This is a genomic window from Pantoea sp. NPDC088449 (genome assembly GCF_044753225.1).
GTDB classification, from domain to species: domain Bacteria; phylum Pseudomonadota; class Gammaproteobacteria; order Enterobacterales; family Enterobacteriaceae; genus Pantoea; species Pantoea floridensis.
Window position 1 is genome coordinate 1937207 of sequence record NZ_JBIVMT010000001.1, and the last position, 22560, is coordinate 1959766.

General features: G+C 53.4%; 12 protein-coding genes. 6 read left to right on the forward strand and 6 right to left on the reverse strand.

All coding sequences use genetic code 11. From position 1 onward, the window contains the following. Positions 1-23: 23 nt before the first annotated feature. From ompC to ACIP6T_RS09200, 4 genes are all read right to left on the reverse strand, one after another. The gene (gene ompC, locus ACIP6T_RS09185) at positions 24-1133 is read right to left on the reverse strand and encodes a porin OmpC (RefSeq protein WP_097096612.1); all 1110 of its coding nucleotides are present in this window, start codon (positions 1131-1133) and stop codon (positions 24-26) included. A 596-nt stretch (positions 1134-1729) separates the two neighbouring features. After that, complete coding sequence (locus ACIP6T_RS09190) at positions 1730-2899, reverse strand: HlyD family efflux transporter periplasmic adaptor subunit (protein WP_345828926.1); 1170 nt, start codon at positions 2897-2899, stop codon at positions 1730-1732. After that, positions 2896-5028 (reverse strand): type I secretion system permease/ATPase, encoded by a 2133-nt coding sequence (locus tag ACIP6T_RS09195; RefSeq protein ID WP_400456529.1) that lies wholly within the window; start codon positions 5026-5028, stop codon positions 2896-2898. The genes ACIP6T_RS09190 and ACIP6T_RS09195 overlap by 4 nt, the downstream gene beginning before the upstream one ends. A 72-nt stretch (positions 5029-5100) precedes the next feature. Further along, entirely contained in the window at positions 5101-6906 is a 1806-nt protein-coding gene (locus ACIP6T_RS09200; protein WP_400456531.1) for an Ig-like domain-containing protein, read from the reverse strand. 562 nt (positions 6907-7468) lie between these two features. Here ACIP6T_RS09200 and ACIP6T_RS09205 point away from each other — a divergent pair. The 3 genes from ACIP6T_RS09205 to rcsB are packed head-to-tail and all read left to right on the forward strand — an operon-like array spanning position 7469 to position 11959. Then, positions 7469-8623, forward strand: coding sequence for an MFS transporter (locus tag ACIP6T_RS09205; protein WP_400456533.1), 1155 nt, complete (start codon positions 7469-7471; stop codon positions 8621-8623). Positions 8624-8643: 20 nt separating this feature from the next. Next, positions 8644-11307, forward strand: a complete 2664-nt coding sequence (gene rcsD / locus ACIP6T_RS09210; protein WP_097096607.1) for a phosphotransferase RcsD — start codon at positions 8644-8646, stop codon at positions 11305-11307. Between the two features lies 1 nt (position 11308). Continuing rightward, a complete protein-coding gene (rcsB, locus tag ACIP6T_RS09215) occupies positions 11309-11959 on the forward strand; it encodes a response regulator transcription factor RcsB (protein ID WP_007889370.1) in 651 nt (216 codons plus the stop codon). Positions 11960-11998: 39 nt separating this feature from the next. On the opposite strand, the gene rcsC is transcribed toward rcsB, so the two are convergent. Both rcsC and gyrA read right to left on the reverse strand, forming a co-directional pair. Beyond that, entirely contained in the window at positions 11999-14854 is a 2856-nt protein-coding gene (rcsC, locus tag ACIP6T_RS09220; RefSeq protein WP_345828918.1) for a two-component system sensor histidine kinase RcsC, read from the reverse strand. Between the two features lie 164 nt (positions 14855-15018). Then, a complete protein-coding gene (gene gyrA / locus ACIP6T_RS09225) occupies positions 15019-17658 on the reverse strand; it encodes a DNA topoisomerase (ATP-hydrolyzing) subunit A (RefSeq protein ID WP_097096605.1) in 2640 nt (879 codons plus the stop codon). 176 nt (positions 17659-17834) lie between these two features. Between gyrA and ubiG the strand changes: the two genes are divergently transcribed. From ubiG to nrdB, 3 genes are all read left to right on the forward strand, one after another. Then, positions 17835-18560 carry a bifunctional 2-polyprenyl-6-hydroxyphenol methylase/3-demethylubiquinol 3-O-methyltransferase UbiG gene (gene ubiG, locus ACIP6T_RS09230; protein ID WP_097096604.1) on the forward strand — a complete coding sequence of 242 codons (726 nt, stop codon included), beginning with the start codon at positions 17835-17837 and terminating at the stop codon, positions 18558-18560. A 531-nt stretch (positions 18561-19091) separates the two neighbouring features. Then, complete coding sequence (nrdA, locus tag ACIP6T_RS09235) at positions 19092-21377, forward strand: class 1a ribonucleoside-diphosphate reductase subunit alpha (RefSeq protein ID WP_097096603.1); 2286 nt, start codon at positions 19092-19094, stop codon at positions 21375-21377. A 52-nt stretch (positions 21378-21429) separates the two neighbouring features. Continuing rightward, positions 21430-22560, forward strand: coding sequence for a class Ia ribonucleoside-diphosphate reductase subunit beta (nrdB, locus tag ACIP6T_RS09240; RefSeq protein ID WP_007889356.1), 1131 nt, complete (start codon positions 21430-21432; stop codon positions 22558-22560).

Here is a 22560-nt window from a genome sequence, read left to right on the forward strand (position 1 = left end):
CGCGCTGTCACGCTCCATCACGATTAGAACTGGTAAACCAGGCCTACCGCTACGACGTCATCGGTATTGATACCGGCGGCATCGGTGAAGTTATTGTCATCCAGCAGGTTGATTTGGTAATCAACATAGGTCGACATGTTTTTGTTGAAGTAGTAGGTCGCGCCCACATCAACATATTTTTTCAGGTTCTGGCTGCCGTACCCTTCGATATCGGAACCGCGAGAAGACACGAAGGCCAGTGAAGGACGCAGGCCGAAGTCGAACTGGTACTGCGCCACCAATTCCCAGTTATCCGCTTTGTTCGCGTAACCGTAAGCGGTTGCGTCACTTGAACCAAAGCGCGTGGCATTGTACGAACGGCTGTACATCGCGGCCAGGTAGATGTTGTTGGCGTCATACTTCAGCGCGCCGCTATAAGCTTCGGCTTTATCACCACGGCCCAGAATACCTGGCGCATTGCCATTCTGATTATTGGTGCGGTCAGACTGGAACATTGCCGCACCGATACCGAAACCGGAACCCAGATCATAGGTGGTGCTCAAACCGTAGCCGTCGCCATTTTCGCCCAGCACATCACGGCCGGATGAGGATTCGGTAGGGTTGTCGTTTTTGCCTTGATACTGAACCGCGAAGTTCCAGCCATCCACCAAACCGAAGAAGTTGGTATTACGATAGGTGGCAAGACCGTTGCTACGCTGGAACAGGAAATTGTCCGCACCGTAGGTATCGCCGCCGAACTCTGGCAGTACGTCAGTCCAGGCGCCCAGGTCGTACATCACGCCGTAGTTACGGCCATAATCGAATGAACCTGCATCACCAAATTTCAGACCCGCAAAGCCGACACGGGTGAAGCTGTTAGCGGTACCTTCGCTTTCTGCAGTGTTCAATGCAGCCTGGTATTCCCACTGGCCGTAACCGGTAAGCTGATCGGTCACCTGAGTTTCACCTTTGAAGCCAAAACGCAGGTAAGACTGGTCACCGTCTGAGCCAGAGTTGTCGGAAAAATAGTGCAAACCGTCAACTTTGCCGTAGAGATCTAATTTGTTGCCATCTTTATTGTAAATTTCAGCTGCGCTTGCTGAACCTGCTACCAGCAATGCAGGAATCATCAGGGAGAGAACGCGACGTTTCATTTTATTACCCTCTTTAATGTGCCTTTATTTATGCCACTGCGAACTGAACGATTAAAAATTCAGCCGGCAAGCCATTGTTATTTTATGTTGGGCAATAATCTATCACGAAAATGCTACTAAATTTCCAAAAGTGTTTCAGTGTATTTATTAGTTATTTCAGGATGTAAATTCAGCGGAACTAATAACCAGCACAGATAGGTAAAAAATATAGCACTTAATGACAACAAATATTTTAATCAATTAAAATCAATCAATTACATGAATTACATTTTCGCACTGAATGACAAAAATCATTTTCAGCCAGAGCATACAATTATCCCGCTATCATCATTTATTTCATTATTACCTTCATTCACCCCGAATGATTTGATTTACCCTAATTTCCCGCCGGACATGATTGTCCGGCATTTTTTTGTCTGCTCTCCAGCGCCCATCCTTATTTTCTGTAAAGTTAATTATCAGGGTTAAATTAACCCATAAGAGTTAGCGCATTATTTGCCTATTTTCGCACATAATGTTCAATCGATAGCCTAAATGCAGAAATGTTAATTTCCGTGGACAACAAAGATCGCTGGATTAATATACGGTGCTTATTGCTAGCGCTCACGTAACGATTCTTTAGCTTTATTCAGTGGCTTGAGCAAATAATCCATGACGCTTTTCTGACCCGTTTTAATCTCAACATTCGCCACCATGCCCGGCATAATGGCAAATTTACGCCCGTGCTTATTCACTAACTCCGCCTTGTTAGTGCGTACATAGACGCGATAATAAAATTCATCATGCTTGACTTCATCTTGCAGCGTGTCCGGCGATACCGTTTCCACCTCCCCACGGAGATCGCCGTAGATGGCGGCATCATAGGCGGTGATCTTGACCACCGCAGGCAACCCGGGACGAATGTAGCCAATGTCACGCGGATTGATACGCGTCTCAATCAGCAGCTGATCCTCCAGCGGCACAATCTCCATAAGTTTGCCGCCCGGCTCCAATACGCCGCCAACCGTAGAGACGCGAATATCTTTCACTATGCCTCGCACCGGCGAGAGTAACGTCGTACGTGCAAGGAGATCCTGTTTTCCCGCGGCAACCTGCAGCTGCGCATCCAGTTCACCGTTGTTCTTCACCTGCTCTTCATGCGCGCGCACATAATAGTCGTTACGTGCCTCGTCGATTTTGCCACGCAAATCGCTTACCTGCCGTTGCAGACGGATAACGTCCACCTTCCCGGCCGCGCCGCGAAGCATCAGCGGCTCTGTCAAATTGAGTTCCGCCTGCACCAACGTGAGGGATTGCCGTAGATTGCCAACCGTTTCGACAAAATTTTGCCGGCGAGCCTGATATAGCTGGGTTTCACGCGCGATCAGTTCGGGATATTGCTGGGTCTCTGCGCTAAAGTTCAGCGGCCGATCGCTGAGCTCGGCCTGTAACCGCTCAGCCGAAGCGCGCAATGTGCGGACGCGCGCAATCGCTTCACCAAAATTGGTTTGAAAGCGCGTGGGATCAAGCGTGGCCAGCACCTGCCCGCGCTGCACGATAGTCCCCTCGTGCACGTTCAGCTGTTTGACGATGCCGCCATCCAGACTATCGATCATTTGCGCATGGGTTGATGGCGTAACTTTGCCGATGCCTACCGTTACTTCATCCAACACCGCAAAGTGCGCCCACAGCAGAAACAGCAGCAGCGTCAACACGCACAGCCAGATAATGGCCGACGTGCGACGCTCGCGCCGCGCCAGATCTTTATCGACGATCACCATGCTCATGCTGCATCTCCCCTATTCGCCGCGGCGTGGCGCAGAATTTCGTCGCGCGCCCCGTCAGCCACAATGCGTCCGTTATCCATTACCACGATGCGGTCCACCATACGCAGTAAGGCAGGACGATGCGTTACCAACACCAGCGTGCGGCCCGTCACCCATTGTGCCAGCTGCCGAATGACCTGAGCTTCCAGCTGTTCATCCATGGCTGCGGTGGGTTCATCCAGCAGCACCACCTGCGGCTGGCGCAGAATCAACCGGCTAAGCAATACCATTTGCCGTTGACCGCCGGACAATCCCCGTCCCCCTTCGTGAATAATGCGATCGAGGCTGGCAGCATCCTGCTGTACCAACGCCAGCGCGCCGCTAATGCGCAGTGCCTGCAACATCTCCTGCTCGCTGGCATGCGGATTACCGAGCAACAGGTTCTGCCGCAGCGTGCCAAAGAACAGCCTGGAATCCTGCGACAGCCAGCCAAGCTGGCGGCGCAGATCGACCGGATCGATACAGGTGATATCCACGCCATCCACCAACACTTTTCCCTGGCTGGCGCGCGCTTGTCCGGCCAGCATTTTCAGCAGCGTTGATTTGCCCGCGCCGACTTTGCCAAGAATTGCCACGCGCTCGCCAGGCGTAATCTGCAATTGCGGAAGGTTAAGCACACTGTTCCCGCTCTCTTCGTCATAGCGATAGTGCACGTTTTGCAGCTGAAAATGGCCGGTAAGCACCGGGCAATGCGCCAGCGTAGCGCGGTCGGGCTGATCGAGCGGCTTTTTCAGTAATTCATCCAGCCCTTTCATGGCCGATTTTGCATGCTGCCAGCGCGAGAACACCATGGTGAGCTGCATGAGCGGTGCAATAGTGCGCGCAGAGAGCAAGCTACAGGCCACCAGCGTGCCGGTGGTGATTTGATTATCAAGTACCAGATACACGCCAAATACCAGCATACCGGCATAAGTGAGCTGCTGGACGCTTCCTGACCAACCGGTAAGACGCGCGCCCCACAAGCGTTGCTGGTTGCTGATGGTGGCGCTGACGTCGTGGGTTTGCTCCCACTGGCGCTGAAAATAGGGTTCGGCCTGCAGCGCTTTGATGTCTTCCACCCCTTCAAGGGTTTCCACCAGCACCGCCTGGCGCAGTGCGCTCTCGCGTAGCCCTTCCCGCGCCAGCCGCGCCATGGGGATCTGTACCAGCAACCCCGGAATAACGATCAGCGGAATCGACAGCAGCGGAATCAACACCAGCCAGCCGCCAATCGATGCCATGATCAATAAAAACAGCAGCACGAATGGCAGATCGGCCGCGGCATTCACCGTGGTGGAGGTCAGCAGTTCGCGTACCTGATCGATCTCGCGCAGCTGGGCAATAAAGGATCCGGTAGAGCGTGGCCGCGCTTCATTACGAATGTTCATGGCACGCGCGAACAGCATGGCTGAAATTTTTAGGTCGATGCGCTTGCCCATCAGATCGGAAACCTGAGTGCGCATCAGGCGGATCAGATATTCAAGCGCAGCCGCCAGCAACACGCCGGTAAACAGCACCCATAGCGTCGGCTGTGACTGCGCGGGAATGACGCGATCGTACACCTGCATCGAAAACAGAATTCCCGCCAGCGCCAGCACGTTGCCTACCAGCGATGCCAGACTGATTTCAGCCATGCGTCGCTTCATGCCGCGAAAATTATGCCAGAACCAGTGTGGCTCATAGGGCTGCACAAACTCATCAATGCGCGCATCTCGCCCGCGCGCCGCCACGCCAATCACGCCGACATTGGCCTGTGCCTGTGCTAACAAATCGCTCAGCAAGGCTGAACGCATCACGTCGCCACCTTCGCTCAGCCAATAGCGTACGCCGCCATCGCGATCTACCTCTTCAATCAAGGCAAGGCTGCCGTTTTCCAGCAGTAGCAACACCGGAACAATTTCCTGACGCCAGCGGAGTTTATCGTGAGGAATCAGCATGAAATGCAATCCCAGTAGTTCAGCCAGACGTGCTAACTGTTGCGCGGGAGCCAGATGTTGAAACCAACGCATCTGCTGATGCAGCGTACTGCCATCCGCTGGTTTGCCGAAACGTGCCGCCACACGCAGCATCGCCGCGATGCCGTTGTCGCTGTTAAAGGGTTGTGCAGTCATCCCTGTGGTCTCATAAGCAATGGAAAGAGGCTGGCAACCGCTAGCTGAGAGCGCTAGCGGTTGGTATGTGGGTTAAACGACTGTCTGCACCGGGTGTTGCTGCTGCAGATGATCGGCGAGGGTATAGCTGCTGTCGCTGGCGTTGTAATGCGTTTCACTGCCGCGGAGGATCGACGCATCGCCATGTTGATCGCTATGGTCGAGGCTGCCTGCACTGACATTCGCGAGCAGCGTGCCTGCCGGCTCACTGCTGGCGCTGGCAACCGCCTCGTGGCTGTCGATCGTTACCGGCTGCGTTGCCGTCGCCACGTTGCCCGCTTTATCCTGTGCGCTAACCTTCATCTGATAGCTGCCGTCATCAAGGGGAGCGAGCTGCCCGGCTAAAATTGTCAGCGACCAATTACCATCGGCTTTTACCGTGGCGCTGTAGCTCTGATCGCCGAGCGTCAAGGTGACTACACTGCCCTGCTCAAGATGAGTGCTGCTGCCCTGAATCAGATGCCAGTTATTAACCTCCACCGCATCCAACACGCCATCACCAAAAGGTTGATTCAGCGTCATTGTCGGCAACTGATGGATAGCAACGTTGAACAGATTCTCGATGATCTGCGTGTCATGGTTGCCGTACTCATCTCCGCGCGTGGCAAGCGCTGATACTTCACCATCCGGCAGCGCCTGTAAATCTGCGGCACTGATGGTCACCGTGCCATCGACCGGCGTGTAGTTTTTACCGTTAATCGTCAATTCCCTGACGCCTTCCAGATAGAAACTGAGATCGTGCTGCGCTTCCTGCTGGTTGAGTGTGGTATCACCACCGATATTGATTTCGTAATAGATGTCGGGCAGCTTGGTTACCACGTTCAGTTCCAGCATCGCGTCGGTGCTGTTGCCTGCACCATCCAGCGCATAAACGCGAACTTCGCCCAGCGCAATAAAACTTGCCACGTCGCTGGCTGGAATGGTGACCTGCCAATGCCCATCGCTGCCAATCTGCGCGTGATAGACTGCATCGCCGCTGCACAGCAACAGTTGCTGGCCCGGCACCACCACGGAGAGATCGCCGCTAAAGGTGAGATCGTTTTGGCTCTCCTCTTTATTGATGACGTTATCGGCTGTCACTTTGTCAAAACTGATGTGCGGCAAGCTGCTGACATGGGTGATCAGCGTGACATCCTGATGCGTGGTAGTGGTCTTGCCATTGGGATCGGTGGCGCTGACTTTTAGGCTATAAACACCATCCTGTAGCGCCTGCAGATCCTGTTCCTGGATTGTGGCCGTCCATTCACCCTGTCCATTAACGCTACCGGTATAGGTTTTACCAGCTAACGTCAGCGTAACGTGGCTGTTATTCGGCATATGCGTAGCGCTTCCGTGCACGTCCACGCCGTAAATCCCTTCCGCAACGTTAACAGCGTTATCACCGCTGATGGGATCGACGGTGAGCGTGGGTTTGATAGTTTTATCGACGTAAACCCCAAATTCAACCTGAGTATCGGTGCTGTTACCGGCTTTATCGGTAATGGTGAGCGTCAACGAATAGGCGCCATCAGCCAATCCGTGGAGTACCGATGGCGGCATCGATGCATTCCAGTAGCCCCATTGATTCACCGTGCTGTGCCAGCTTTCACCGTTAAAGGTCAAAGTAACCGTCGCGCCGGGCTCAGATTCAGCGCGTCCGCGCAGGTGAATATTTTTGCCCGCCTCCCATGCGGCAATGATGCCATCCTGGGCTATCGGTTCATAAGGATGCAGCGCTGCGGGCGGCGTGGTATCTATGCTGCGAAGTTGCAGACTTGCTGAGTTATCATCCACCGGATAAAGGCTGACTGCCGATTGCAAAATTGCTGCTAATTGATGTTCGGATTGACGTGAAGACATAGGTAACCTCGTTACAGGAAATGATTTGCCACAGTCATTATGCTTATTAATGTTTTAAGCGGACCGGTGCGCCATACAGGCCGTTAATAAACGGCCCGCTTCGCCTGATGAAAAGGGGTTACCTGCCGGTAACAAGGATGAAATTAAGACACAGCAAATTTTCTCCCAAAGGGGAGAAATAATATCGATCTCGCTCTATTCCGCACCGGGAGCCGATGGGATAGCTAACATATCGGGTTTACGTGGTCGCTGCCTATTGGCGAAAATCCGGAAATGTGCGCTTTGCGACAGCGCCAAAAGAATCGTGTGTCAGCCGCGTGCCGCGCGGTATATCTCATCAGTATACTGCAACAATCAGCAGGGAAAATTTTACTTAAGTCACTCCAGTTTTGCCTGGTACAGCCCAGGAAAGTTCTGGAAAAGCGCGGCGTCTGGTAAAAAATCGGTAATATGCCTGTTTCTGGCGTTGATAACTTGTGATCGGATATCCTCTGATGCGCGGTGCGACGCTGGCTTTAATGCTAAACTTCGTCGCTTTATACGCTAATGAAAAATAACATTTATGACAGCACTGGACGCCGCACAGCAGAATAAATTGCATCATCGTGTCAACCTGGGAACACGTATCGTTTTCCTTATCGCTGGATTGGGCATGTCAGCCTGGGCACCGTTAGTGCCTTTTGCCAGCCAGCGTCTAGCGCTGAGCGGTGCATCGCTTGGTGGCCTGCTGCTGTGCCTGGGCATCGGTTCACTGGCCGCGATGCCGGTTACCGGCGGTCTGATCGCGCGCTTCGGTGGTCGTCGGGTGATGCTCTGTTCCACGCTGGTGGTGCTGGTTGCCCTGCCGCTGCTGGCGACGCTTGATGAAATGTGGCTGATGGCCGCGACTTTAATGGTTTTTGGCGCCGGGCTCGGCATGCTGGATGTCGCCATGAACGTACAGGCCGTTGAAGTGGAAAAAGCGGCGCGTAAACCGATGATGTCCGGCTTTCACGGTTTCTTCAGTCTTGGCGGCATTATTGGCGCGGGTTCCGTCAGCCTACTGCTGGGCAGCGGCCTGACGCCGTTGCAAGCCGTCGGCGTGGTGATGGTGCTCATCGTCCTGCTGCTGGTGTGGAGCCTGCCGACGTTAATGAAGGAACGTCTGCATCAGCCCGATCAGCCGTGGCTGGTTATCCCGCGGGGCTGGGTGGCTTTCCTTGGCCTGCTCTGTTTTATCCTGTTTCTTGCCGAGGGTGCCGTACTCGACTGGGGCGCGCTACTGCTATTGCAGAGCCCTGCTATGAGCCCTGCACATGCTGGCTTGGGCTACGCGGTATTCTCGGTGGCGATGACGATCGGCCGTCTGACGGGCGACAAAGTGATTCAACACTTTGGCCGCTATCCGGTGATGTTAACCGGCGCATTAGCCGCTGCAGCCGGCATGACGCTGGCGGTTTTACTGCCATGGCCGCAAATTGCCCTGCTGGCATTCCTGCTGGTTGGTTTTGGCCTGGCTAATACGGTACCGATGCTGTTCAATGCCGCCGGGAATCAACACGATATGCCGTCAAATCTGGCGATTTCGGCCATGACAACCTTAGGCTATGCGGGTATTCTTTCAGGTCCGGCTTTAATCGGATTGATATCCCAGTGGATCAGCCTGAGTGGCGCATTTTTACTGATCGCTCTGCTACTGCTGGCCGTCGCGGCCAGTGCCCGACGGGTTGCGCGCTAATTCCATGGTCCTGAGACACTATGCTTTATAAATTTCCTCTGACATCCGGCAACGTTACGCGCTTTTTCGTGGTGTTTAACCTGGTGCTTTTTCTGGCGCTGGGCGCGATGGTGCACAACAGCGTCAATGCCTGGATTACGGAAAAGCGCTATGCGATGACCGATTTGGCGCGTGCCATGCAGAAACGCATTGATGCATCACGCTTTGCCACCTGGCAGATCTATGAAAATCTTGCCACCAGCGCCGCCGGCTCAACGCCGAATAGCAATCTGCAGGAAACGCGTCTGCGCCCGGATGTCTATTATCTGGAAAAAACCCGCCGTAAAACCGAAGCGCTGATTTTTGGATCGCACGATAGCAGCACGTTGGATATGACCATGCGCATGTCCAACTATCTTGATACGCTGTGGGGCGCGGAGAATCCAACCTGGTCGATGTATTTTCTGAATGGTCAGGACAATAGCCTGATCATGATCTCCACCTTGCCGCTGAAAGACATGGCGACACGTTACAAAGAGAGCGCGATCAATACGCTGGTCGATAGCCGCCGCGCCGAAATGTTGCAGCAGGCCAATGCGCTGGATGAGCGTGAAAGCTTCTCACCGCTACGCCACTTTGCCTGGCAGAACGATCACTACTTTACCCTGCGCACCACCTTCAACCAGCCAGGCCATTTAGCCACCGTCGTGGCCTTTGATCTGCCGGTTAACGATCTGATTCCGCGCAATATGCCGCTGGAGAATTTCCAGCTGCGTCAGGATGCCACGCAAACCAGCAGCACCCCCACCAGCAACGACGATAGCAGCAGTGAAAGTACCCATGTGGCGCTGGTTAACCCTAACCTGGAAATTGCTGCCTCACTGCCAAGTACGTCGTTGCAGTTAGTGTACCGCGTGCCGCTCACGAGCCTGGCGATGGATACGTTGCATAATCTGATGTGGCCGCTATTGATCAACCTTGTGCTGTTTTTGCTGTCGATTGCCGGTATCACCCTGCTGCGTCAGCAATCGCTGCGCCCTAACGAGAACCAGAGCGCCGAACTCGATTCCCTGCGGATGCTGAACGAAGAGATTGTTGCCAGTCTACCCGTGGGTTTGCTGGTGTATGACTTCGCGACTAACCGCACGCTGCTCAGCAATAAAATCGCTGAACACCTGCTGCCGCATCTGAATCTGCAGAAAATCATCAATATGTCCGATCAGCATCAGGGCGTATTGCAAGCGACCATCAATAACGAAGTGTATGAAATTCGCCATGCGCGCAGCGTGCTGTCGCCGCATACGCAGCTGTTTATGATGCGCGATCAGGACCGAGAATTACTGGTCAATAAGAAGCTGCAGAAGGCGCAACAAGTGCTGGATCGTAATCACCAAATGCGTCAGCAGCTGATGCAAAATCTGGGACATGCGCTGAATCGCCCATTGCAGAGCATGGTGACGCAGCTGGTGCAGCTCAGCCAGCGGGACGATGATGAAAGCGTGCTCGATCTGCTCGACGAAAGTCAGGCATTGGCACGGCTGGTGGATGACATTGTGCTGCTTAATCGCCTCGAAGCGCATGACTGGTCGCCGGATGCCAGCGTATTCAATCTGCAGGATATGCTGGACGAAATCGCGCTGGAAAGCCTGCCGTTGCTGCGCCGTAAAGGTCTGGCGCTGGTGGTGAATAATCATCTTGCCAATGATGAAATGCGCTTTGGCGATCGTCGCGCCCTGCGCAAAGTGTTGACCACGTTAATGCACTATTCGCTGACCACCACACGCTGGGGCAAGATTTCGCTGGAGATTAAAACCAGCGAGGAAAAACCCAATCAGGTATTGCTGCAGCTGGTGGATACGGGTTCGGGCCTGAGCATCGATGAACTGGCGAATGTCGATTTCCCCTACCTTGGCGATACCACGCAAGATCGCTTCGGCCAGGCATCGGGCATGGCATTTTTCCTGTGTAAACAGCTGTGTAAACAGATGGGCGGCCAGCTTGAGATCATCGCTAAACCCGATATCGGAACGCGCTATAACATTCAGCTGCCGCTGGCGCTGGAACAGCAGGGCGAACAGGAAGAGAAGCTGCTGGAAGGCGTGACCGCTCTGGTCGATATCGCCGTTGAAGACGTGCATAAAATTGTTTGCCGCCATCTGGAAAACTGGGGAGCGAAATGCCTGACTTCCGACGAACGTTTGACCGGCCAGGATCATGATGTCCTGGTAACCGACGATCCCGCCCGCATGACGGGCTGGGCGCTGCTGCTGGCCGGTGACGAAATCGGTCATCACGCACTGAATGATAAGCAATTCAGGGTCAACTTCAATCTCAGCAACGCGCTGCTTGATGCGCTGCTGGCCCTGATTGAGAAGCAACTTGCCCATGATTTAATGGAGGAGAGTAGCGAAGATGAAGCAGCCTCACCGCTGTTAAGCGGTGGCTATTTCCAGCTGTTTACCGAGACAGTACCGCCAGATGTGAAGAGACTGTATACTGAAGCGGCGGAAAAGGATTATCCCTCGCTTGCTCAGACAGCACATCGCCTGAAAGGCGTGTTTGCCATGCTCAATCTGGGGTCAGGTAAACAGCTTTGTGAAGCGTTAGAACAACACATAAAAGTATGTGACGATTTGACCATTAAAAATACCACCAGTGAAATTGACGCGTACGTCAGCCAACTGCTGCAGCAAGGTAACCAATAAGATGAATAACTTGAACGTAATTATTGCCGATGACCATCCGATCGTTCTGTTCGGTATCCGTAAGTCGCTGGAACAGATCGAATGGGTTAACGTTGTAGGTGAGTTTGAAGACTCAACAGCACTGGTAAACAGCCTGCCCAAACTGGACGCCAATGTCCTGATTACCGATCTCTCAATGCCGGGCGAGAAGTATGGCGACGGTATCACCCTGATCAAATACATTAAACGTCACTATCCGGATCTCTCGATTATCGTTCTTACCATGAACAATAACCCAGCGATCCTGAGCGCGGTGTTGGATCTGGATATTGAAGGGATTGTCCTGAAACAAGGCGCACCAACCGATCTGCCTAAAGCCCTGGCTGCTTTACAGAAAGGTAAAAAATATACGCCGGAAAGCGTGGCAAAACTGCTGGAGCGCATCAGCGCCGGTGGCTACGGTGACAAGCGTCTGTCGCCGAAAGAGAGCGAAGTGCTGCGTCTGTTCGCAGAAGGCTTCCTGGTGACGGAGATTGCCAAGAAGCTGAACCGCAGTATCAAAACCATCAGTAGCCAGAAGAAATCAGCGATGATGAAACTGGGCGTGGAAAACGATATTGCGCTTTTGAACTATCTCTCTTCCGTTAGCGCCACTCAGGTCGACAAAGAGTAATACTTGCGGGCGGTGTTGCACACACCGCCCGTACTTTCGCTACGTCCCTTCCCTGCCCTTCCTGACGCGTTCTGCATACATCGCTAGCGTGGTTTTTAGCACATCCAGCGTCACCGGTTTCGACAGACAGTTATCCATGCCCGCATCCATACAACGCTGCTTCTCTTCTGCCAGCGCATTCGCCGTGACGCCAATCACCGGGAACGTGTGCCCTAACTGGCGTAAACGTTGCGTCAGGCGATAACCATCCATGTTTGGCATGTTGACGTCGCTCAGCACAATATCGATATGGTTACGACTCAGCACGTTCAATGCATCAACGCCATCCTGTGCCGTTTTGGTTTGATAACCGACGGTACCAAGCTGCTCTGACAGCAGCATGCGGTTGATTGGATGGTCATCGACGATCAGCACCATAATATCGTCGTAATTGGCGGTTTCCTGCGGTGTAGCCAGCGGCAGCGGCGTGGCGGTTTCACTATTGATATTGATACGGTAAATACGGCCAAGCAGCTGCGGTAAATCGTGCAGCATGGCGCTGCTCTGAATCCACTGCCCCGGGGAGGTTTCCTGCGGTATATCAATGTGCTCACCGCAGATACGAATACACGCACGCCCGCTTTGTGCGGGAAGTTCGTCATGATCGCTGATAATGACATCATCACTCGCCGCCTGGCCCTGATAATACGCCGCCTGAATGCCCTGCTGTTGCAGCAAACGCAGCAGGAAGCTGGCGAGATATTCATTGCGCATATCCAGCCAGATGGCTTTTTCCTGTAATCCGTCCAGCAGCGGTGGCGCTGCCAGCTGACCAGAATAGATCGGAATGCGCACGATAAACTGGCTGCCCATGCCTGGCTCGGAATCGACTTCGATATCGCCATCCATCATGTTGATCAGCTTTTCGCAGATCGCCAGACCCAATCCTGTTCCCTGGAAGTTGCGCTGCACGCCAGAACCCACCTGGAAGAAGGGATCGAACAGGCGCGTAACCTCTTTGGCCGGAATGCCGACGCCGGTATCGCGCACGCGGAACGCCAGATACCCCTCTTTAACATAGGCATGCAGAATGATGCAGCCGGTGTGGGTAAACTTGATGGCGTTGTTCAGCAAGTTTGAAATGACCTGCTGCAAACGCATCGCATCGCCATCCAGCGCCAGCGGCACATCATTTTCGATAAATACATACAGCGTCAGACGCTTGCGAACCACCAATGATAAATAATTGCTGGCGATGTGATTGACCACTTCTCGCGGTGAGAACGGATGTGGTTCGATTTTCAGCTGTTCAGATTCGATTTTAGAGAAGTCGAGAATGTCGCTGATGATCTTCAGTAACAGGCTCGAGGAGTTGTTCATAGCGGTAACCAGCGAATCGACGCCTTTCGGCAGCGTTTTGGTTTGTAGCAGATCGAGGTTACCGATAATACCGTAAAGTGGCGTACGCAACTCATGGCTAACCGTAGCCAGGAACATTGATTTTGACTGGCTGGCCTGCTCGGCCGAGTGCGCCATCTCCTGCAGCGATTGCTCCATGCGCACGCGCGCCGACACATCCACCAGCACGCAAATCGCGACGTTTTCATTGCGATAGCGGGAGTGCACAAAGCTGATCTGCAGGTTGGTATTACTTCCCGTGAGCACATCAACGAAATTGACCTGCTGACCGCCGATAATCTCATTCAGCCGCTGGCGATCTTCCTGTGTGAGAAGCGTCAGATAGTTGTGCGCCAGCTCATTACTTAGAATATTGGTACCGTCGCTGGTACGCAGAATACAGATACCGACCGGCGCAGAAGCGACAATCTTACGGTTAAACTGCTCGTGCTCCTCAAGCCGATGCGCATTCTCCTCAGCCGGCAAGAACATACGCCGCTCGAATATCCACGCCAGCGTGAACAAAATTACCGCCGTGAAGATGTTGAGTAACAGCGCGTTAATGAGCATCAGTTTGAGCTGATCCATTAACACATCGGTGGAAAGCGACCACACCACATTAAGATTGGTTGGCGGCAGCGGCTTTTTCAACACCAGCTGGCGATAGCTATCGAGATAACCAAACCAGGTACTGTTGTCCGGCAGGTCGTCCAGCGAGTAACCCGGACCACCGCGACGCGAGCTGATCAGCGGCCGATAGTTTTCATCGGTGATGGTGGCCACCAGCGGTAAACCGCCCGGCTGAATAAACTCATCCAGGCGAATATTCTGCTCTACGCCGAGCAGTGCCTGCAGTTTGTTTGCCACATACACCGGCATGACCATATAGAAGTTGCCGACGCCTGGCTGCGCGCTGCTGGTGATCCAGTACATCGGATTGCGGCGCTCTTCTTCATTACCATTCCGATAGTGCAGGACACGCTCGCGCAGTGCTTTCAGGCTGCGTTCACGATCGACTGAATTGTTGGTGCCGATGGTGAAGTCTGCCAGACACTGATTTTCGCCACTGACGAAAAACACCCGGTTCAATTCATAGGCCGAGGCAAAGTTACTTTTCCAGTAATTAATGTAGTCGCTGAGCGAATCCAGCGAATTGCGCCAGGTGTTGCTCATTGAGGTGCAGTCACCGTCGGAAAATAGCGGCGTGAACTGCGGCAGCGTGCCTTTGCCCGGAGGTAAACCGTTCAACACGTCCAGACCGTTAGCGCTACTGCTCAGGCGATTTTCGGTGATGTATTTCAGTTCGCGCATCACATCAGCAGAGTGACGGATGTACCATTCCGCCTGGCCGTAATTCGTTGCAAACTCCTGACGAACCGCATTCTCTTTCTCGTGCAGCACATTGATGATGTAAAAAGTCGTCAGTAGCGCACCCAGCGCCCAGAGCAGCAACGCCAGCGCACGAAAAAGGTAGCGCGAGATACGGAGCGTGGTGCGAAAGGAGACAAGATATTTCAAAAGAGGCTCACTGGCGGTAAGGGGTTATCAGGATGTTGAAAAGCTTCCATACACTAGCTTTATCGGCCCTAAAAAGCCAGTTGGCGTGCGCCGTTAGCATAAAACTCAGATAAAAAAACGGCAGGTCAATTTAATGACCTGCCGTTTATCAACCACCTTACGGATTACTCTTCGTCGTCGGCTTCCGGCGCTTCGTCATCGCTTTCCACTTCCGGCGCGATATCTTCTTCGCCTTCCGCTACGCTGCCGTCGATGGCGTCGAGTTCTTCCTCTTCCACCGGCTCAGCAACACGTTGCAGACCCACGACATTTTCATCTTCCGCAGTACGGATCAGAATCACGCCTTGAGTGTTACGGCCAACCACGCTGACTTCCGACACGCGGGTACGTACCAGCGTTCCGGCATCGGTGATCATCATGATCTGATCGCCATCCACCACCTGTACCGCGCCAATAACTGGCCCGTTTCGATCGGTGACTTTAATCGAGATCACGCCCTGCGTTGCACGCGATTTGGTTGGATACTCGCTATTAGCAGTACGTTTACCGTAACCGTTCTGCGTCACGGTGAGGATCGCGCCCTCTTCGCGTGGCACAATCAGCGACACCACTTTGTCTTTCTCAGCCAGCTTGATACCGCGAACGCCTGAGGCAGAACGGCCCATCGCACGCACGGCGGTTTCGGCAAAGCGCACCACTTTACCGGCGGCAGAGAACAGCATCGCTTCGTCGCTACCGTTGGTCAGCGCCACACCAATCAGCTCATCATCCTCACGCAGGTTGATGGCGATGATGCCCGCACTACGCGGACGGCTGAACTCTTGCAGAGCGGTTTTCTTCACGGTGCCGCTCGCGGTTGCCATGAAGATGTTGAAGCCTTCGGTATATTCACGCACCGGCAGGATGGCGGTGATACGTTCGTTGGCTTCCAGCGGCAACAGGTTAACGATGGGACGACCACGCGCACCACGGCTGGCTTCTGGCAGCTGATAGACCTTCATCCAGTAGAGACGGCCACGGCTGGAGAAGCACAGAATGGTGTCGTGGGTGTTGGCCACCAGCAGACGATCGATAAAGTCTTCTTCTTTAATACGTGCGGCTGATTTGCCTTTGCCACCGCGGCGCTGGGCTTCATAGTCGGTCAACGGTTGATATTTGACATACCCCTGATGCGACAGCGTAACCACCACGTCTTCCTGATTGATCAGGTCTTCGATGTTGATGTCAGCGCTATTGGCGGTGATTTCCGTACGACGGGCATCGCCGAACTGATCGCGCATCTGCTCCAGCTCTTCACGAATCACTTCCATCAAGCGCTCAGCGCTCTGCAGGATGTAAAGCAGTTCAGCAATCTGGTCCAGCAGCTCTTTGTACTCGTCGAGCAGTTTTTCGTGCTCAAGGCCGGTCAGTTTCTGCAGACGCAAATCCAGAATCGCCTGCGCTTGCTGCTCGGTCAGATAATATTGACCATCGCGAATACCAAACTCGGCTTCCAGCCACTCCGGACGCGCGGCATCATTACCGGCACGTTCCAGCATGGCAGCCACATTGCCGAGATCCCACGACTGCGCCAAAAGGCCCAGTTTGGCTTCTGCAGGTGTTGGTGCACGACGAATCAGTTCGATGATCGGATCGATGTTCGCCAATGCAATCGCCAAGCCTTCGAGGATGTGGGCACGATCGCGCGCTTTACGTAGTTCGAAAATGGTACGACGCGTCACCACTTCGCGGCGATGGCGCACGAAGGCTTCAATGATGCCTTTCAGCGTCATGATCTTCGGCTGGCCCTGATGCAGCGCCACCATGTTGATGCCGAAAGAAACCTGCAGCTGCGTCAGTGAGTAGAGGTTGTTGAGAACCACTTCACCCACCGCATCGCGTTTGATCTCAATGACAATACGCATGCCGTCTTTGTCAGATTCATCACGCAGTGCGCTGATGCCTTCAACGCGCTTCTCTTTCACCAGCTCAGCAATCTTCTCGATCAGACGCGCTTTGTTCACCTGATACGGCAGTTCGTGAACGATAATGGTTTCACGTCCAGTCTTGGCATCGGTTTCCACTTCGCCACGCGCGCGGATATAAATCTTGCCGCGCCCGGTGCGATAGGCTTCTTCGATACCGCGGCGGCCATTGATAAACGCAGCAGTCGGGAAATCTGGCCCGGTGATGTGCTCCATCAAGCCTTCAACGGTAATGTCTTCATCTTCGATGAAAGCCAGGCAGCCGTTAATCACTTCCGTGAGGTTGTGCGGTGGAATATTGGTGGCCATACCTACCGCGATACCGGAAGAACCGTTTACCAGCAGGTTAGGAATTTTGGTTGGCAGGACTTCAGGAATCTGCTCGGTGCCGTCATAGTTCGGCACGAAATCGACGGTTTCCTTTTCCAGGTCAGCCAGCAGCTCCGAGGAAATCTTTGCCATACGGACTTCGGTATAACGCATCGCTGCAGCGGAGTCGCCGTCGACTGAACCAAAGTTACCCTGACCGTCAACCAGCATATAGCGCAGGGAGAACGGCTGGGCCATACGCACGATACTTTCATATACCGCGGAATCGCCGTGCGGGTGATATTTACCGATGACGTCACCGACCACACGGGCGGATTTTTTATAGGGTTTATTCCAGTCGTTACCCAGTTCGCTCATGGCAAAAAGCACACGGCGGTGTACCGGCTTCAAACCATCACGCACATCGGGTAAGGCTCGGCCAACAATGACCGACATGGCGTAATCGAGGTAAGAGTTCTTTAACTCTTCTTCGATATTGACCGGTGTAATTTCTCTCGCAAGGTCGCTCATGGAGCCGCTATCCCTCTACATAATCCCGGATTTAAAGGTGCGAAAGTATATCACATCGCTTCCCTTCGGTGAACGTAAACCAGGTCTTAATGCCGCTTTTCCTTCGCTGCCAGAGATGCGCTCACCGCGCTTAAGCGTTTATACTGAGGGAATATTTTGTCTGGAGTGATGATTCAATGAGTGAACAACCGCAGGAAAGCCGCCAGAACGTTGACCACGCCGAGATCGCCAAGTTTGAGGCGGTGGCATCGCGCTGGTGGGATTTAGAAGGTGAATTTAAGCCTCTACACCGTATCAATCCCCTGCGACTTGGCTGGATTGCGCAGCACAGCCATGGCCTGTTCGGTAAGAAAGTCCTCGATGTTGGCTGCGGTGGCGGCATTCTGGCCGAAAGCATGGCGCGCGAAGGCGCTGAGGTTACTGGCCTGGATATGGGTGCGGAGCCGCTGGAAGTGGCGCGTCTGCACGCGCTGGAGAGCGGCGTCAGCGTTAATTACGTACAGCAAACCGTGGAAGATCACGCCGCCAGCCATGCTGGTCAATATGATGTGGTGACCTGTATGGAGATGCTAGAGCATGTGCCCGATCCACGTTCCGTGGTGCTAGCCTGCGCACAACTGGTGAAGCCGGGCGGCGAAGTGTTCTTCTCCACTATTAACCGTAATCCAAAAGCCTGGCTGCTGGCGGTATTTGGTGCAGAGTATGTGCTACGCATGGTGCCGCGCGGCACCCATGACGTGAAGAAGTTTATCCGTCCGGCCGAGTTGTTGAATTGGGTGGATGAAACGCCGCTGCGCGAAAGAAATATGATTGGCCTGCACTACAATCCGCTGAGTAATCAGTTCCGACTCGGCCGCGGCGTTGACGTGAACTATATGATTCATACCCACCGCCAGGATTGATCAACCCGGGGCGCATGAATGCGCACCCTACAATATTCTGCCCGCAGGGTCGCCATTCATGGCGACCCGCTATCCAGATCAATTTCCTTTTAGACGCGTGCCTGCCTTTTTTATAGGCTTAGCAAGTCACAAAAAATTCATAAGCAATTTTAGATAAGTTCGCTGCTGGCGGCCTTGTCAGGGCTTATTTGACCTCAGATAATTCTCGAATCGTATCAGTTGAGCAAGAAACACGCGCTCGATCATAAAGTGAAAAAAAAGTACTGAGCGGTTGACACGATGTGCAGGCCTTGCGGCATGGGGATCCAGGATTTTAGCCACCCTCTAAGGACGATTTTTTAGTGAAAATCAACTCTTGTTAAGAAGAGATTGCTGACTAGAATACTCACCATATTGTTGTTCAAACTTCCCGCACCCCCTATATATAGTGTTTATTCACAGGCTTACTCACAACGAGCGGCTTGTGCATAGACCTTGTGCATAGATGGGGGATAAATACGTCATTCATGCATGGACAGGTAAAAACGCGACATGAACCAAAGTCTGCTCGTTACTAAACGCGATGGCCGCCAGGAGCGCATTGATCTCGACAAAATTCACCGTGTACTGGATTGGGCAGCCGAAGGGCTGAACAACGTTTCCGTTTCACAGGTTGAACTGCGCTCACACATTCAGTTCTATGATGGCATCAGAACCTCTGATATTCATGAGACCATCATCAAGGCTGCCGCAGACCTGATCTCACGTGATGCGCCAGATTACCAATACCTGGCCGCGCGCCTGGCGATCTTCCACCTGCGTAAAAAAGCTTACGGCCAGTTTGAACCGCCGAAGTTGTACGACCAGGTGGTGAAGATGGTTGAGATGGGCAAATATGACCGTCACCTGCTGGAAGATTACAGCACCGAAGAGTTCGCGCAGATGGACGAGTTCATCGACCATTGGCGCGACATGAACTTCTCCTACGCCGCGGTTAAGCAGCTGGAAGGAAAGTATCTGGTGCAGAACCGCGTCAGCGGTGAAATCTACGAAAGCGCTCAATTCCTCTACATTCTGGTGGCGGCTTGCCTGTTCTCTGGCTACCCGCGCGAAACCCGTATGGATTACGTGAAGCGCTTCTACGATGCGATCTCTACCTTCAAGATCTCATTGCCGACGCCGATTATGTCCGGCGTGCGTACCCCAACCCGTCAGTTCAGCTCTTGCGTGCTGATCGAGTGCGGCGATAGCCTTGACTCGATCAATGCTACCTCCAGCGCCATTGTGAAATACGTTTCACAGCGCGCCGGTATCGGCATCAACGCCGGCCGCATTCGTGCGCTGGGTAGCCCAATTCGCGGTGGTGAAGCATTCCATACCGGCTGTATTCCATTCTACAAACATTTCCAGACCGCGGTGAAGTCCTGCTCACAGGGCGGCGTGCGTGGTGGTGCAGCAACGCTGTTCTATCCAATGTGGCATCTGGAAGTGGAAAGCCTGCTGGTGCTGAAAAACAACCGTGGTGTTGAAGGCAACCGCGTGCGCCACATGGATTACGGTGTGCAGATTAACAAGTTGATGTACACCCGCTTGCTGAAGGGTGAAGACATCACGCTGTTCAGCCCGTCTGACGTACCTGGCCTGTACGATGCGTTCTTCGCCGATCAGGACGAGTTCGAGCGTCTGTACACCAAATACGAAAAAGACGACAGCATCCGCAAGCAGCGCGTGAAAGCGGTTGAACTGTTCTCACTGATGATGCAGGAACGTGCTTCGACTGGCCGTATCTACATTCAGAACGTCGATCACTGCAACACCCACAGCCCGTTTGATCCGAGCATCGCGCCGGTTCGTCAATCGAACCTGTGTCTGGAAATTGCCCTGCCAACCAAACCGCTTAACGATGTGAATGACGAAAGCGGCGAAATCGCCCTGTGTACGCTGTCGGCCTTTAACCTGGGCGCGATTAACAGCCTCGACGATTTGGAAGAGCTGGCAACCCTCGCAGTGCGTGCGCTTGATGCGCTGCTGGATTATCAGGATTACCCAATCCCTGCGGCACAACGCGGTGCAATGGGCCGTCGTACCTTGGGCATCGGCGTGATCAACTACGCCTATTACCTGGCGAAAAACGGCGTGCGTTATTCTGATGGCAGCGCCAACAACCTGACGCACAAAACCTTCGAAGCGATTCAGTTCTACCTGCTGAAAGCCTCGAACGAACTGGCGAAAGAGCAAGGTGCCTGCCCGTGGTTCAAAGAGACCACTTACTCGCAGGGCATTCTGCCGATCGACACCTATAAAAAGGATCTCGATGCGGTATGCAACGAGCCGCTGCATCTGGATTGGGAAGGTCTGCGTGAGTCGATCACCACGCACGGTCTGCGCAACTCTACGCTCTCGGCGCTGATGCCATCTGAAACCTCTTCGCAGATTTCGAACGCGACTAACGGTATCGAACCACCGCGTGGTCACATCAGCATCAAAGCATCCAAAGACGGCATTCTGCGTCAGGTGGTGCCAGAGTATGAGCGTCTGAAAGATCAGTACGAACTGCTGTGGGAAATGCCGTCCAACGACGGTTATCTGCAGCTGGTTGGCGTGATGCAGAAGTTTATCGATCAGGCGATTTCGTCGAACACCAACTACGATCCGAGCCGTTTTGCCAATGGCAAAGTACCGATGAAACAGCTGCTAAAAGACCTGCTGACCGCCTACAAATTCGGCGTGAAAACCCTGTACTATCAAAACACCCGTGATGGTGCAGAAGATGCACAGGACGATCTGGCGCCTTCTATTCAGGATGATGGCTGCGAAAGCGGCGCATGTAAGATCTAATCTCATCTTGTCAGGGCCGCAACGGTCGGCCCTCTTCACATTTGGACTCAAAATGGCTTACACCACATTCTCGCAGAACAAAAATGACCAGCTGAAAGAGCCCATGTTCTTCGGCCAGTCAGTGAACGTTGCCCGCTTCGATCAGCAGAAATATGACATCTTTGAAAAGTTGATTGAGAAGCAGCTCTCCTTCTTCTGGCGTCCGGAAGAGGTTGACGTCTCGCGCGATCGTATCGATTACCAGGCGCTGCCAGAGCATGAAAAACACATTTTCATCAGCAACCTGAAGTATCAAACGCTGCTGGATTCGATTCAGGGACGTAGCCCGAACGTGGCGCTGCTGCCGCTGATTTCCATTCCTGAGCTGGAAACCTGGATTGAAACCTGGGCGTTTTCCGAGACCATCCACTCGCGCTCTTACACCCACATCATCCGTAATATCGTTAACGATCCGGCGGTGGTGTTTGACGATATCGTCACCAACGAACAAATTCTGGCGCGCGCGGAAGATATCTCGAAGTACTACGATGATCTGATCGAGATGACCAGCTACTGGCATCTGCTGGGCGAAGGCACGCATCAGGTGAACGGTAAAACCGTCACCGTTAACCTGCGCGATCTGAAAAAACAGCTGTATATCTGCCTGATGAGCGTCAACGCGCTGGAAGCAATTCGCTTCTACGTCAGCTTCGCCTGTTCATTTGCTTTCGCCGAGCGTGAGCTAATGGAAGGTAACGCTAAAATCATCAAGCTGATTGCTCGCGACGAAGCGCTGCACCTGACCGGCACGCAGCACATGCTGAACCTGCTGCGCACCGGTGAAGACGATCCAGAGATGAAAGCGATTGCCGCCGAGTGCCGCGACGAATGCTACGACCTGTTCAAGAAAGCAGCCGAGCAGGAGAAAGAGTGGGCAGAATATCTGTTCAGCGGCGGTTCGATGATCGGTCTGAACAAAGACATTCTGTGCCAGTACATCGAGTACATTACTAACATCCGCATGCAGGCTGTTGGCCTCGATTTGCCGTTCCAGACGCGTTCGAACCCGATTCCATGGATCAACTCGTGGCTAGTGTCCGATAACGTGCAGGTTGCACCGCAGGAAGTGGAAGTGAGCTCGTATTTGGTCGGTCAGATTGATTCTGAAGTGGGCGAAGACGATTTCGACGGCTTCCAGCTGTAA

Coding starts and splice junctions, on each gene's coding strand:
- nrdA (WP_097096603.1), top strand. CDS start 19,092: ATGAACCAAAGTCTGCTCGTTACTAAACGCGATGGCCGCCAGGAGCGC.
- rcsD (WP_097096607.1), top strand. CDS start 8,644: ATGCTTTATAAATTTCCTCTGACATCCGGCAACGTTACGCGCTTTTTC.
- ompC (WP_097096612.1), bottom strand. CDS start 1,133: ATGAAACGTCGCGTTCTCTCCCTGATGATTCCTGCATTGCTGGTAGCA.
- gyrA (WP_097096605.1), bottom strand. CDS start 17,658: ATGAGCGACCTTGCGAGAGAAATTACACCGGTCAATATCGAAGAAGAG.
- ACIP6T_RS09205 (WP_400456533.1), top strand. CDS start 7,469: ATGACAGCACTGGACGCCGCACAGCAGAATAAATTGCATCATCGTGTC.
- ubiG (WP_097096604.1), top strand. CDS start 17,835: ATGAGTGAACAACCGCAGGAAAGCCGCCAGAACGTTGACCACGCCGAG.
- ACIP6T_RS09195 (WP_400456529.1), bottom strand. CDS start 5,028: ATGACTGCACAACCCTTTAACAGCGACAACGGCATCGCGGCGATGCTG.
- ACIP6T_RS09200 (WP_400456531.1), bottom strand. CDS start 6,906: ATGTCTTCACGTCAATCCGAACATCAATTAGCAGCAATTTTGCAATCG.
- nrdB (WP_007889356.1), top strand. CDS start 21,430: ATGGCTTACACCACATTCTCGCAGAACAAAAATGACCAGCTGAAAGAG.
- ACIP6T_RS09190 (WP_345828926.1), bottom strand. CDS start 2,899: ATGAGCATGGTGATCGTCGATAAAGATCTGGCGCGGCGCGAGCGTCGC.
- rcsB (WP_007889370.1), top strand. CDS start 11,309: ATGAATAACTTGAACGTAATTATTGCCGATGACCATCCGATCGTTCTG.